The sequence below is a fragment of the Acinetobacter sp. UBA5984 genome (assembly GCF_002429925.1).
In the GTDB taxonomy this organism is placed as follows: domain Bacteria; phylum Pseudomonadota; class Gammaproteobacteria; order Pseudomonadales; family Moraxellaceae; genus Acinetobacter; species Acinetobacter variabilis.
Genome location: NZ_DJBE01000026.1, coordinates 14,051 through 28,717, shown reverse-complemented (window position 1 = coordinate 28,717; position 14,667 = coordinate 14,051). Strand labels below are relative to the sequence as shown.

Annotated in this window: 13 protein-coding genes; 3 read left to right on the top strand and 10 right to left on the bottom strand. The window is 40.0% G+C overall.

Annotation, left to right across the window (positions count from 1 at the left end; all coding sequences use genetic code 11):
- Positions 1-37: 37 nt before the first annotated feature.
- Complete coding sequence (locus B3J29_RS04065; RefSeq protein ID WP_034705508.1) at positions 38-247, bottom strand: hypothetical protein; 210 nt, start codon at positions 245-247, stop codon at positions 38-40.
- Between the two features lie 57 nt (positions 248-304).
- A complete protein-coding gene (gene katE, locus B3J29_RS04060) occupies positions 305-2,428 on the bottom strand; it encodes a catalase HPII (protein WP_286964456.1) in 2,124 nt (707 codons plus the stop codon).
- 665 nt (positions 2,429-3,093) lie between these two features.
- Between katE and B3J29_RS04055 the strand changes: the two genes are divergently transcribed.
- The 3 genes from B3J29_RS04055 to B3J29_RS04045 all read left to right on the top strand — a co-directional run bounded on the left by B3J29_RS04055 (position 3,094) and on the right by B3J29_RS04045 (position 8,386).
- A complete protein-coding gene (locus B3J29_RS04055; protein WP_004783133.1) occupies positions 3,094-3,591 on the top strand; it encodes a Dps family protein in 498 nt (165 codons plus the stop codon).
- Between the two features lie 505 nt (positions 3,592-4,096).
- A complete protein-coding gene (locus tag B3J29_RS04050) occupies positions 4,097-5,683 on the top strand; it encodes a sensor domain-containing diguanylate cyclase (RefSeq protein WP_286964455.1) in 1,587 nt (528 codons plus the stop codon).
- A 150-nt stretch (positions 5,684-5,833) separates the two neighbouring features.
- Positions 5,834-8,386 (top strand): bifunctional diguanylate cyclase/phosphodiesterase, encoded by a 2,553-nt coding sequence (locus B3J29_RS04045; protein ID WP_286964454.1) that lies wholly within the window; start codon positions 5,834-5,836, stop codon positions 8,384-8,386.
- Here the strand turns inward: B3J29_RS04045 and B3J29_RS04040 are convergent.
- Genes B3J29_RS04040 through moaA form a run of 8 tightly spaced genes read right to left on the bottom strand, consistent with a single transcriptional unit; the run spans position 8,376 to position 14,563 of the window.
- Positions 8,376-9,017, bottom strand: a complete 642-nt coding sequence (locus B3J29_RS04040; protein ID WP_286964453.1) for an ATP-binding cassette domain-containing protein — start codon at positions 9,015-9,017, stop codon at positions 8,376-8,378. The two genes, B3J29_RS04045 and B3J29_RS04040, sit on opposite strands and share 11 nt — an antisense overlap.
- Before the next feature lies 1 nt (position 9,018).
- On the bottom strand, positions 9,019-9,702 hold the full coding sequence (gene modB / locus B3J29_RS04035; RefSeq protein WP_286964452.1) for a molybdate ABC transporter permease subunit: 684 nt from the start codon (positions 9,700-9,702) through the stop codon (positions 9,019-9,021).
- Between the two features lie 26 nt (positions 9,703-9,728).
- Entirely contained in the window at positions 9,729-10,490 is a 762-nt protein-coding gene (gene modA, locus B3J29_RS04030; protein ID WP_286964451.1) for a molybdate ABC transporter substrate-binding protein, read from the bottom strand.
- 15 nt (positions 10,491-10,505) lie between these two features.
- A complete protein-coding gene (locus B3J29_RS04025; RefSeq protein ID WP_286964450.1) occupies positions 10,506-11,735 on the bottom strand; it encodes a molybdopterin molybdotransferase MoeA in 1,230 nt (409 codons plus the stop codon).
- Positions 11,735-12,658, bottom strand: coding sequence for a bifunctional molybdenum cofactor biosynthesis protein MoaC/MoaB (gene moaCB / locus B3J29_RS04020; RefSeq protein WP_180002449.1), 924 nt, complete (start codon positions 12,656-12,658; stop codon positions 11,735-11,737). The genes B3J29_RS04025 and moaCB overlap by 1 nt, the downstream gene beginning before the upstream one ends.
- 49 nt (positions 12,659-12,707) lie before the next feature.
- A complete protein-coding gene (locus tag B3J29_RS04015; RefSeq protein WP_286964449.1) occupies positions 12,708-13,256 on the bottom strand; it encodes a molybdenum cofactor biosynthesis protein MoaE in 549 nt (182 codons plus the stop codon).
- A gap of 1 nt (position 13,257) precedes the next feature.
- Entirely contained in the window at positions 13,258-13,509 is a 252-nt protein-coding gene (locus tag B3J29_RS04010; protein ID WP_034170381.1) for a MoaD/ThiS family protein, read from the bottom strand.
- 1 nt (position 13,510) lies between these two features.
- Positions 13,511-14,563, bottom strand: a complete 1,053-nt coding sequence (moaA, locus tag B3J29_RS04005; protein WP_286964448.1) for a GTP 3',8-cyclase MoaA — start codon at positions 14,561-14,563, stop codon at positions 13,511-13,513.
- Positions 14,564-14,667: the final 104 nt, after the last annotated feature.

Sequence of the window (14,667 nt, the reverse complement as noted above, 5' to 3'; positions counted from 1 at the left end):
AAAAATATCGATATTGTGGTCATTTGATGAAAGCCAGTTAAGGAAAAAGTCTTTTCATCTGTTTTAAACGGGTCATTAGTCCTAGTACCTTACGGCGTGCCATAATTTCTTCTTCACTAAAAGGCAATTGTTCTCTAAGTTGACTCATAGGTAGATGGTTATGTTCGATCAGATAGATATCCTGCTCCCTGCTCCATTGCGCATTTTGCATCTGTGCCAGTAATTTTTTAGGATCTGGTCTCGCCATAAACTTTTTATCCCTTGAAATAGAGAATAGAAGCCGAAGCTTCTATTCTCATGGTATTTATGCAGGAATAGTTTCTGAGATCAATTCACGTGCCCAAACACGGTGATTCATGATCAAGGTCTTAAAGGTATCTTGCACAGTATCGAATTGAGAATTTGCTAAAGTACCTTCATCACTGATCAGTTTTAAGTCTTCAATCAGCTGACTTTTATCTCCCAGGAAGACAATCGGTTTCAGGTGCTTATAAGCTTCAAGCAGATAGTGAGTCGCGATACCATCTTTCAGCACCATGTCATAGTTATCACCATCGACAATAACTACGGCATCATAGGCAATCGAAGGTTCAGCTTTCTGCATACCATCAGATGGAATCACTGTACCTTGCTGGCTCAGGACTGGTCCTGGACGAGGTGTTAAAACATCAGCCACAGCACTTTCTGATTCGGCCCAAGCCTGTACAGCTTTGATACTGGCTTCATTGGCTTTGTCATGTGCCAGAATCGCGATTTTACGTGCCTTAATATCGGCAGGTTTAAACGCTTCAAAAGACAGACGCTTAGAAATCAGAACATCAGGCAGTTTTGCGGCTTTTTTCTCAGCTGGGATTTCAATACCTAATTGATCCGCGACCTGTTGAGCCAGCGTCAAGTCAATATTGCACAGCACTTCGAGAACTTCACGTTCACGGATATTTTGGCGCTGTACTTTACTCAGTTCGAAGACATAGGCATCAATAATATGCTTCTGCTCATGCGGTGCCTGGCTTTGATAGAATAAACGGGCATGAGTGAAATGATCATTAAAAGACTCACTACGCTGGCGGATTTTATGACCATCAATACGTTCCTGATAGCTTTCGAAGCCACCTGCCTGAGTCGCACCTGGCGCTTCAGCTGGCCAGTTGTCATCAATCGAGTTTGGTTCGTAGTTGGCCTGTCCGGTGTGAATAAGACGTTGATGCAGACCATCACGCTGGTTGTTATGGAATGGACAAACTGGCTTATTAATTGGAATCTGATGGAAGTTTGGACCACCCAAGCGGCTTAGTTGAGTATCGGTATAAGAGAACAGTCGTGCCTGTAGTAGCGGGTCGTTGGTAAAGTCAATGCCTGGTACGACATGACCTGGACAGAAAGCAACCTGCTCAGTTTCACCAAAGAAATAATCAACATTACGGTTTAACACCATACGGCCAATTGGAGTCACTGGAACCAGTTCTTCCGGAATGATTTTGGTTGCATCCAGCAAGTCAAAATCAAATTTCATTTCATCTTCTTCAGGAACGATCTGTACGCCTAATTCCCATTCCGGGTAATTACCGGAAGCAATCGCTTCATACAGGTCACGACGATGGAAATCCGGATCCTTACCTGCCAGTTTTTGCGCTTCATCCCATACCAGTTGTGTCAGACCTTGTTTAGGCGTCCAGTGGAACTTCACAAAGACAGCTTTATTTTCGGCATTAATTAAACGGAAAGTATGTACACCAAAACCTTGAATAGATCGTAAATTACGTGGAATAGCACGATCCGACATCGCCCACATCACCGCATGTGCAGATTCAGGTACAAGAGAGACAAAGTCCCAGAAAGTATCATGTGCTGACGCACCTGATGGAATCTCAGTTTGTGGTTCAGGTTTCAGCGCATGGACAAAATCAGGGAACTTGATGCCATCCTGAATAAAGAACACTGGCGCATCGTTGGCCACTAGGTCAAAGTTACCTTCATCCGTATAAAACTTGGTCGCAAAACCACGAATATCACGTACCGTATCTGCTGAACCGCGAGGACCTTGTACTGTAGAGAATCGAACAAAGACAGGAGTCTGGGCACCGGTATTGGTTAGAAACCCGGCTTTAGTCCATTTTTCATTGCCTGGATAAGCTTCAAAAAAACCATGTGCCCCAACACCACGTGCATGCACAATTCGCTCTGGAATACGCTCATGGTCAAAATGGGTAATTTTTTCACGGAGAATAAAATCTTCCATTAAAGTTGCCCCACGAACGCCCGCTTTTAGACTGTTCTGGTTATCCGAAATCTTGACACCTTGATTGGTAGTCAGTGTCTGTTCGGTTGAGTCGCTACGATATGCATCAAGCTGCTCACTTTTTTTATTGGTATTCTGCTTATCTAAACCATTTTTACCTGTGGCTGGACTGTTCGCCTTAATTTTCATGACATTTTCCTTGCTGATCTTGAGTTTAGTGAAGTCTTTTTTTGCCTATCTCAAATTCGCTTGAGTTTTATTCAACATCTTGCCGTTTTTACAGAAAAATAAAGTTCCACTTTTATCTGTGTATGGTGAGCTGTTGCTGAGTATGAAAATCTTTTTATTGATTTCGTCTATATCCCTAACATAACGAGATTTGACGAATACATTGCTGAGTCTTTGTAGTGGCTTGTTTAATAAAGGCACAGTTCTGTTATTTTTCTTAACTACACAGTTTTTTTTACCGAGTAACGATCACAAAGTTCGAAAAATTTAAAGCTGATAGTTTTTACTAAAAGATAAAATCATGAAATAAAGGCTTAATCATCTAAAAATGAAAACAAGTTTTTAAAAAACTGATCCAGACATTTGAGTTTTATAAGGCAAAATTAATTTCTTTATATAGTTACAATCCTGTCACCAGGCTATACAGAACGCCTAAACTTATATCTTTGCCCGTCCTATAAACTATATAACTCAGAAGTACTTAAAATTATTTCCACATATAAATAGTGGCAAAAATCTATTCCATATAAAAGGTCATGCTGCCAAGATTTCCTATCTTTTCAGCCATGACTGGCAAACTTCTATTTTAAAAGATATCTCTCTACAAAATTGTTAAGGAGTAAAACATGGGCTCTTCAGAAAAAAATGCTAAAGCTATGAAAATTGATATTGGTATTTCTTACGAAGACCGTGCCAAAATCGTCGAAGGTCTATCTAAATTATTGGCAGACAGTTATACCCTCTATTTAATGACCCACAACTTTCACTGGAATGTCACCGGACCACAGTTCAATAGTCTGCACAGCATGTTTATGACCCAATATACCGAACAGTGGAATGCTCTTGATCTGATTGCAGAACGTATCCGGGCCTTAGGCTTTGCCGCACCCGGCACTTACCAGCAATTTGTTAAGCTGACTGCTATTAAAGAAGTAGAAGGTGTACCAGATGCTCAAGAAATGTTGCGTTTATTGGTAAATGCTCATGAAACGGTAGCTCGTACCGCACGCAATCTTTTTGAAGTTGTTGATGAAGTCAACGATCAACCGACTGCAGATTTAATCACGCAACGTCTTGATGTGCATGAAAAAACAGCCTGGATGTTAAGAAGTACTTTAGAGTAATTAATTTTTCTCATTTAGAAAACAACTGTAAAATCAGAAAATTAGCTTTTCCTAAAATAAATAAGTGTTCAAATTTAATTGATATCCTTTTGAGCACTTATTTATCCCACCTTTCACCCTATAGTGAAGGCTTTGAAAAATAAATATTTACCTTTTAAAAGATTATTTTTTAATCAATAAATCTTTATTTATTATCTATTTAATTATATTAGGCTAGATAGAAAATTTAGCTTTTAAATAAAATTTTCTTATATTATAAAAATATAATTTTTACTAAATCAGTATTTTATTATTTTTTTGATCTTAGTCTTTTTCCATATCTTTTAAATATATTGAACAAATGGACCAAACCATTTCTGCTTACAAAATAAGCAATAGATTAAGCTTCAAAAATGCTTACAAACTGAATATTATTCATCTAAAATAGAGAACTACATCACACAATATAATTATTGAAATATATTGTATACATTTTGTATTTCTGAAAGATTCAGGGGATTAAGTTATGAGTGTTCAAAAGTTGCTCATTTCACTCAAACTTAATTTACGTAAATTGATTTTAATCCTTTTACTTGTGAGTCTGGTGATTCTTTTTTCAATTACATTGATTGTGAGCAATGTAATTCACCGACAGCAACTGATTAATAATTCTCTTGCAACTAATTATGAGTATGCAGCTAAAGTTGCTTCTATTTCTGATTTATATTTTAAAAATATATTTAATGATTTAAGCCTCAGTGCCAATATTATTAAGAATGGCTTTCATAATGAGCAGTTATTAAAAACTGAATTAAACAGATTGATTCAACAATCTAATTCTTTTAGCAGTGTTTTGATCAGTGATGCAGATGGTCATGTCATCGAATATGCGCCTGAAACCTTGAAATTAGATAAAGTTGCGATTATCCAGTCTTTGGGCTTTAGTAAATCACTCGAATCAAAGAAGCCTTATATTTCCTCACCCTATTATTCATTAAAAGGTAATCTGGTCGTCCTGGTTAGTTTTCCCATCTTTGATCAGAATAATAAATACCAAGGCTTTATTGCAGGGTTTATCTATTTACATGAAGAATCCTTATTAAAGACACTTTTAAGCGAAAATTATGGTTATAAAAATAGCTATTTATGTGTTTTTGATAAAGAAGATAAAATTATTTATCATCCAGAAAGAGAGAGAATTGGAAAAACATTCCAACACAATACCGGTTTAGCTTATATGGAGTCTCATAGCTCAGGAAAAATAAAATTAAACAACGATATGGGAGTTAGCGAACTAGTAAGTTTTGCAAAAATTCCTACGACTAACTGGACCGTGGTGTTTCAGCAGCCTACAGAAGATTTATTCGCCCAAGCCCGTCTTCTTGCCTACAAAGTGATTGGCACAATTTTTGTTATCTATATTATTATCTTTTTAATCATCTGGCGTATTTCAAAATTTATTACCTTTCCATTAAATGATCTTGCCAAAATGGCAAGTCATTTGAATGATCCAGGTATCACTGAAAAGATTAACCATATTAAGCCTTGGTATTTTGAAGTTTTTAAATTCAAGAAGTCCCTATTATCTAGCGTAAACGTTTTTAATCAGGAAATCGAAGAACTTAAACAGGACACTTTAACCGATCCTTTAACCGGCTTTTATAATCGCCGTGGCTTTGAACTATTTTTAAATGATTTGATTAGCAATAAAACTTATTTTGCTGTGGTGGTTTTGGATATTGACTATTTCAAGAAAATTAATGATCGTCATGGGCATGATATGGGTGATGTGGTATTAACCAAAGTTGCCGGATTCATTCGGGAAAGTTTTCGTGAACAGGATATTTGCTGTCGGGCCGGCGGTGAAGAGTTTATTATTTTTGCGCCAGTTAAAGAGATTTCACAAGCCACTAAAATTGCTGAAAGATTAAGGCACAAACTGGCATCGACTTATTTACTAGAAGTTGGTGTAGTGACTGCCTCACTTGGTATTGCACACTGGCCTTTAACTTCTCCTGATATTAAAGAAGTTTTAAAACAAGCAGATACAAATTTATATCAAGCCAAACATTTAGGGAGAAATCGTGTGGTGACAGGTGAAAAAAGTGCCTAGTAATAATATTTTTATACAGTTATTAAGTAGATAATTTAAATATATTATTTTGTTATTGTGTTATAGCGTTTAGATCTTTTATTCAAAAAAACAGTATAATTTCTCTAATACTTCTAGGTTTATATAGAGGTTTATACTTAAGGATACAATATGACTTCTTTTTATAATGGAGGCATCAGCCAAGAGATTTTTAATCTGATTGGTCAAGCTGCTGCCTTAGAGGATATCATAGATGCGATTACCGCATGGTTAGGGGATAAAATCCCGGATGCATTGATATCTGTCATGTTGTATTCGGAACAGGAACAAACGCTTAATTTAATAAAAGAACCAGCCTATTTTTCCAGAGAATATATAGCCGCTTTAAAGGATCTAAAAATCGGTCCGAATGTAGGCGCTTGTGGTGCAGCTGCATATCATCGTCGTTTAGTGGTCTGTGAGGATTTACTCAATGATCCGAACTGGGTCGCATATAAAGATCTGGTTAAACAAAATGGTTTAAGAGCCTGCTGGTCGGTACCAATTGCCAACGGGAGTGGCAAACTTTTCGGCTCTTTTGGTACTTATTATCGTTCGATCAAGTCTCCTACTCCCAATGAAATTGACCTGCTGCAATATGCAGCTTCGCTGATCGCCTTAACCTTTGAGCTGTATGAAGAACGCAAAAAACGAAATCAACTCAAAGATAAATATCAGTCATTTTTCTCTTTTCATCCCGATGCAATTTTTGAGCATAATCTGGATGGCAATATTGTAGATGCCAATCTGGCCACCAAATTTTTTAATGAGGTCGGTGTTAAATCGCATATCGGTACTAAAATTGATCATTTTATTGAACCTGAACATCGCCCTCTTGCCTTAGAAGCCTTTGAGCAGGCCAAGCATGGTTTGACTGGACACCTTGAAGTTCAGGCACATAACTCGGCAGGACAGAAATACTGGCTCGATTTAACTTTTTTGCCAATTAAAGTGAATGAGGAAATTGTCGGTATCTTTAGCGTGGCACGCGACATTACTGAACGCTATCAAAACAATGAAATGCTGCGCTTAATGAAACGTAGTGTCGATGCAAATCCGCATGGCATTATTTTAACTTCGGCAGAAAATGACCAGCCTATTGAATATGTTAATCCAGCCTTTGAGCAGATTACCGGTTATAGCCTGGAAGAACTCAAAGGGAAAAATTGCCGCATCTTGCAGGGACCCGATACTTCAGCGGAAAGCGTTCAGCAAATCAGCGAAGCCATTCAGAATAAATCTGAAATCAAGATTGTCCTGAAAAATTATCGTAAGGATGGACACTGGTTCTGGAACAAGCTGAATCTCGGCCCGGTCTTTGATGAAAATCATAAATGCACTCATTTTATTGCCATTCAACAGGATGTGAGTCAGCATGTTGCCCAGCAAGAACTAATCGCTTATCAGGAATCACATGACCATTTAACCGGCTTTATTAACAATAAGCTGTTTGAAGAAGTGATACAGGAAAAACTGCATTTAGCTCAGACAGGTTCTGCAAATCTGGTGCTTTTATATCTGGATCTGGATGATTTTGAACCTTTGAATCAAAGCCTCGGTCATGATATTGGCGATAAAATTTTAAAACTGGTGGGCAATCGTCTGAGCCAAAACCTGGAGCCTGAAGATGTGATTTCCAGATTTTCAGGAGATGAGTTTGCAATTTTATTAACTCAAATGACTGATCTCAAGCAAGTCGCTGTACGTGCCGAAGAAATCATCGCCGGATTATCTCAGCCTTTTCACGTAGATGGTTATGACATTCATCTGAGTGCCAGTATTGGTGTGGCTGATGCTGATCCAGACATTAAATGTGTTAAGCAGTTTATCAATGCTGCTAAAGATGCCATGCGTGACGCCAATGCCGAAGGGGGTAATACCTGGCACTGGTATAATTTCACGAAAGAGCCTTTACCGAAGGTAGATTATGTACAGCTTCGTCATGAACTGATGGTCGCTCTGCATGAACAGCAGTTTAAACTGTTTTATCAGCCAATTCTGGACAGTGAAACGGGCAAGGTCAAATGTCTGGAAGCCTTGATTCGCTGGCAACACCCAGAAAAAGGCTTTATTTCTCCTGCCGATTTTATTCCTTTTGCAGAAAGAACTGGTCAAATTGTCTCGATTGGCGAATGGGTGCTCAGACAGGCTTGTGAGGAAGTCAAAGCCTGGAATATGCAGCATGAGACTCAAATTTCGGTTGCCGTCAATCTGTCTCCCTTACAGTTTAAAAGAAGTGGATTCCTGAGCGATCTACAGCAATTATTAGCAGAAATTGAATTCCCACATGAGTTACTAAAACTGGAAGTGACTGAAAGCATGCTAATTGCCAGCGGTGATAAGTCGATTGAGATCTTAAAAAATGTCCGGGCTTTGGGGATTAAAGTTTCGGTGGATGACTTTGGCACTGGTTATTCGAGTTTAAGTTATTTACGTAGCTTACCGATCGATGAGATCAAACTGGATCGTAGCTTTGTACAGCATTTACCCGGCAATCCACGAGATGAGGCAATTATTGAAGCCATGATTACCCTAGCGCATAAGCTGGATCTGGAAGTCGTTGCGGAAGGAATTGAGAATCCTGAACAGGCTGAGTGTTTAAAATCACATCATTGTGATTATCTGCAAGGTTTTTACTATGCAAAACCTGCCCGGCTCAATCAGCTAGAGTTAATCAGTTCCTGATTAATGTTCCCTGTTTGAGCAGTACAGTTTCAGCTTCTAAGTAAGCTAACTCTTCTAAATGATGGGTCACATAAATCATCGGTAAATTCAGCTCATCTTTAATCCGTTTTAGGAAAGGTAAGATCTGCTGTTTTAACTGTTGATCCAGTCCCGTTAAAGGTTCATCTAGTAGCAACAAATTTGGTGAAGACAATAATGCCCGACCAATAGAAACACGCTGCGCTTCTCCACCTGATAGCTGATGGGCTTTGCGATAAATTAGAGGCTTTAATTCTAATAATTCTACGATGTCTTCAAACTGGAATTTTCGATCTGCTCTAGATACCAGTTTTTCTGCATAACCTAGGTTCTGTTGCACATTCAGATGGGGAAACAGCAAAGCATTCTGGAAAACTAATGCAATTTTGCGCTGATGCATTGGAATATTTATTTGCTTTTCTATATTGGTTAAATCCTGCTGATTAAACTGAATATATCCTTGATCAGGTTTCAATAACCCGACAATATTTTTGAGTAATGTGCTTTTCCCACTTCCAGATGCACCGACGATCCCCAATAGTTGCTGCGATATTTCCAGTTTAATATTCAACTCGAAATCGGCTTGTTGATATTGAAAATCACATTTCAACATTTCAGCCTCCCAATTTCCGTTGATAGTTTTGCAAAATAAAATAATTGGCAATTAAGGCAGTAAATGCCAAGAAAATAGACAATGTCACCAGACGCATCGCCATTTCTTCACCATTTGGTTGTTGCAGTAAGGAATAAATTGCGATGGGAATAGTGCGGGTTTCATCCGGAATATTGCCCACAAAAGTAATGGTGGCACCAAACTCACCCAGACTGCGGCTAAAACATAAGATGCTGCCAATCAGCATACCGGGAATCGCCAGAGGTAAATTGATACTCCAAAACACTTTCCACGGTGCTGCGCCCAATGAACCTGCGATATGTTCGAGTTGCTGGTTCATAAGCTGAAATGACAAACGGATCGGTTGCACCATCAGCGGAAATGCCACAATCATCGAGGCCAACACCGCCCCTTTCCAGTTAAATGCCAGTTGCAACCCGAGTGTATTGAGATATTGGCCAATCATGCCCTGATTACCAAACAGTATCAGAAGCAGATAACCCAAAACCACAGGTGGCAGCACCATCGGCAATTGCAAACATGCTTCGACCAGAAACTTGAGCCGAAATTCATGTCGGGCTAAAACCCAAGCCAATGCTACTGCAAAAGGTAAACAGAATAAGGTCGCAAAGCTGGCCACCTTGGCAGATAGGTAGAGCGCACTGAGTTCTTCTGGACTTAACATCTTGCAGTTATTTCTCCAGTCATTATCTAGGGATTCAGCCTAAATCCATATTTTTTAAAGATGGCTTTGGCTTGTGTACTTTTTTGTATAAATTGTTCAAATTGCACTGCTTCTTTATTCTGCGCACCTTGCCGTGTCAAAGCTAAAGGATAAACAATCGGACTATGTGAATTTGCTGGGAAAGTACCGATGATTTTCACTTTTCGACTGATCATGGCCTCAGTTTTATAGACAATCCCCACTTCACATTCACCGCGTTCGACGAAAGCCAAAGCCGAGCGTACATCATCCGTTCCAACAATTCGTCCTTTCAAGCCATTTAACCAGTTCAGTTGGGTCAGACTTTGCTTGGCATATTTCCCGGCAGGTACCGATTCCATTTGACCGGTACATACATAACCTTTAAAGGACTGGGCAAAATTAAAACTGGACTGGGGTTTAAAATGAATATTCAAATGTTTCGGGCTGATCGCCACTAATTGGTTTAACAGGATGGGATGAACTGAACTTGAATTTATGAGTTTCTTGTGTACCAGATATTTCATCCAATCCTGATCAGCTGAAAAAAACAAATCACTACTAGCTCCTGCTTCGATCTGTTTGGCTAAGGCAGAAGATGCACCAAAAATGGTAATAATTTTAGTTTGCGGATGTCGAGCTTGGTAAATTCTGGAAATTTCGGTCACAGCATTATTTAGACTCGCTGCGGCGTAAACCTTCACTGTTCCTGCATGGACTGAGGAAAACATCATGGCAATGCACATGGATAAAAACAGAGATTTTTTCATGTGCATCTACCCTTATTAGTGAATAAATAAGCCTTGAACAAGATCCCCTTCTTTCAGGCTTTTTCCTGCCGGAATGCGAACCAGACAATTGGCCTGCATGAGATTGCTCAGCATATGTGATTGCTGCTTAGACAGACTTTTAACTCGTAAAACCGACTGCTCAAAGCTGGCAGACATTCTTAAAAAGCGCTCTCTGGCATTCATTTTCAGATCATGGGTGAGTACAGCATTAAACCAGTTCGGCTGAGATTTGTGTCCTTGTAAGGCATTTAATAAAGTTGCGGTGTAGATCTGCATGCCCACATACACTGCTGCGGGATTGCCCGGCAAACCCAGCAGATAACAATGTGAACTATCATTGCGCTGTAGCTGGGCAAAGAACATCGGCTTGCCCGGCTTCTGTTTTACTTTCCAGAATATCTGTTCAAAGCCTAAATCTAGTGCTACAGGCCGAATGAAATCATAATCTCCGACAGATACACCGCCCGTGGTTAAAATCAGGTCATGGCTTGCTGATAATTCTTGAATGAGATCCCATACTGCCGCTTCAGTATCTGCAACATGAAAAATCTCAACCTGCTGCCCAGCTTGCTGAAACCAGGCTTCAATCAGGGGACCGTTGGCATCAAAAATTTTACCCGCTGCAAAATCCTCGATACTTTCAGCAACTTCATCACCTGTAATGACCACAGCCACTTTAGGATATTGAAAAACCTTAACAATATTGATCCCCGCCATGCTTAAAGAGGCAATTGCACCGACTGACAGCTGCTGACCTTTATTGGCCAATAATTGCCCGACTGAAATTTCTTCGCCCACATCCCGAATATCGGCATGAGCTTTAAGCTGTTCTGTAATTTTGATTCTCGATGAATCAATCACTTGAACAATTTCCTGACGTGCGACCGTAGTAGTCCCAAGCGGAATTTTAGCGCCGGTAAAAATCCTGACGGCCTGACCATCCTGAAGTTGCAGCTCATCCTGTTGCCCTGCCCGAATTTCACCGATGAGATGAAACTCGCTTTCTGATTCAATTGCAGATTGGGTACATAATGCATAACCATCTACGGCACTTTGCGAAAATAACGGTAGATTAATCCCAGAATAAATATCTTCTGCTAGATAACGATTTAGGGCTTGGTTTAACTTCAGTCGTTCAGTTGCTAACACTTGAGTATGCTGCAAAATTAATTCTAAAGCTTGATCGACTGTAATCAGACCATGTTCTGCTCCGCATCCAGACATTATTGATAACCGCCTTGATGTGGAATATTTTTTTGCACATCAAATAAATGTACCAATGCTGGTAATACGGCAATTAATGATTCTTTGGCGCCTTGTCGGCTGCCCGGTAAAGTCATTACCAAACTGTTATCAATATAGCCCGCAACGCCACGACTTAAAGCTGCATACGGCGTGCGTTTCTGGCCGAAACTGCGTGAAGCTTCCATGAGTCCAGGAATTTCCCGTTTCAGTAAAGGCTGTAAAGTTTCAACTGTTAGATCTTTAGGACCTAAGCCTGTTCCACCTACAGTCAGGATCAATGGATAGTCATTTTTTTGTTGATGAACCAATGCCAATAACTGTTCAGGATCATCTGGAATCACTTGATAGGCTATATTTTCAAAATTGGCTTCTTGTAATATTTCCAGAACATTTTGCCCTGCTGTATCCGTTTTTTTACCGGCAGCGACTGTATCTGAAAGCACAATGATGGATGCTGGCAATGCTTCTTTTAAAACACGGGCAAAATGCGATTTACCGCCTTTTTTCTTTTGCAATTTACATTGATCCAGACATAAGTCTTCCGGTTCACAATGTGGTTTGAGCATGTCATAGAGGGTTAATCCAGCCAGACTAACGGCAGTCAAGGCTTCCATTTCCACACCAGTTGGACCAATAGTCTCTACTGTGGCAATAATTTCGACATGCGCATCAAACAGTTCATATTCCACATCTGCGCGATAAATTGGTAAAGGATGACACAGCGGAATCAGTTCATCGGTTCGTTTAGCCCCTAAGATTCCGGCGATGCGAGCTGTCTTTAGAGCATCACCTTTTTCCGTATTGCCATTTCGTAATAACTCAATGCAATGTGGCGGTGCATGCAGAATCCCTGTAGCTACTGCAGTCCGATAACTTTCTGCTTTCATCCCGACATTTTTCATTGCATGTTCCTATAGTTCATTTCTTCTTTAAACGTATGTCTGTTCTGACTTATATCGGCCATTGATAGATGAATGGCATATTTTCTTTGGCATGATGGCAATGTTGATGCGTCTCATCTGAATGTTCTGAATGACGATGCGTATGAGTAATTTCTACATCTTTACGGATACAACACCCCTCAACATATTGACTGCTGCCATCCATATAAAACTCTTCTTTCCAGACTGGCACCTCATGTTTGACCCGCTCCACTGCTTCCTCACAAGCGGCAAAAGCCTCACGTCGATGTGCAGCATAAGCAATTGCAATAATGGCTTTTTCACCAATATCTAATGCCCCAATTCGATGAATCACCCGCACATAGGACACGCCGTATTTGGTCTGGATTTCCTGCTCAATCTGGCGAATCATTTTTTCTGCAACAGGTTTATAGGCCGTATATTTCAGTGCCTTGACTGCTTTACCTTCATGGTGATTACGTACCGTTCCGATAAATACGCCGATTCCACCACATTCAGGAAAAGACTGGATCGGATCAAAACTTTCCAGATCTAAAGCAGTATCTTGGATCCGGGAAATCTGTTTGAATTTGCTCATTTCAGCCTCCTGCTACAGGTGACAACAGCACCAAAGTACTGTCAGCATGAAGAGGTGTCTGACGTGAAATGATATCTTCACCGATGGCACAGGCACAGCGTTCAATCATGCCAAATGCATCAGGATAATCTTGTCCCACCTGATTCAAAACTTCAGATACGGTACTTTGAGATTTGCAGATAATTTCGAGATCTTGCGGTAACTGTCGTTCTACCGCACCGAAGGCTTCAATTCTGATTCTGATCTGTGACATCTTAGCCTCCTATCATATGCATACTAATTTTGCGGCTGTTTTGATTCATACTTTGATTTTTTAAACGCTGCTCTATGGCATGAAAGCCCTGTTCTTTGTTCCAGATATATCGGGATAAAGCACCATACAAATTCAACTCACTTAGAGCGACAGATGAATTTAATGATTTGATTTCCTTTTTAAGATTCAAACCTTGAGGTGCAAACAGGCAATTGTAAAATTCACCTTGTGCAGTCAATCGCAAGCGGTCGCAGCTGCCACAAAATGAATTGGTAATAGTTGAGATAATTCCAATCGGATGACCAGCAATCAGATACTGGCGTGCGGGTTCCGAAGCTGATTGGGAAGAATTATTAGTTTTTTGAGTGAGCGTAAATTCAGTCGCCAAAGCTTCTAAAATGTATTGTTCACTGACTACATGCTCAGTAGACCAATTGTGATCACCATCAAGTGGCATAAATTCGATAAAGCGCAGGACAATATTTTGCTGAACTGACCAGCGCGCTAAAGGGAGAATCTGATCATCATTGATACCCTGCATCAGCACGGTATTGATCTTAACCGGTAAACCTGCAGCTTGTGCTGCCTGAATTCCTTCCAGCACAGGTGTCAAATCCTTTTGGGTCAGCTGTTTAAACTGATCAGCATCCAGACTGTCCAGGCTGATATTCAGGTCATCCAGTCCCGCCTGCTTTAAGGCTTGTGCATATTGTTTTAAATAATGCGCATTGGTGGTCATGGAAATGCGTTGTAGTCCCAGCTTTTTCAGCGCTTGCAGTTGTTCAACAAAATGCACTACGCCCTGACGCATTAACGGCTCACCACCAGTAATGCGGATATACTGGATGCCATGACGCACCATAAAATCGCAAAATTGATACAGCTCTTCAAAACTGAGCAGATCGTGTTTTTTCATCCATTCAGGATGTTCAGGCATACAATAAACACATTTGAAATTGCAGCGATCGGTCACTGAAATCCTTAGCTTGCGCTTGCCACGACCGAATTGATCGACAAACAAGGCATCATTTTTAAGCTGTGTCATCATATTCATGTTGAACATCCATCTTCAGGCCTTGGGTGGGTTGTTGCACATATGTAGTGCGCGGAACTCAAAACGCCCAATCTTGTAATAATAAGATCTGCAATAAGTGTTCC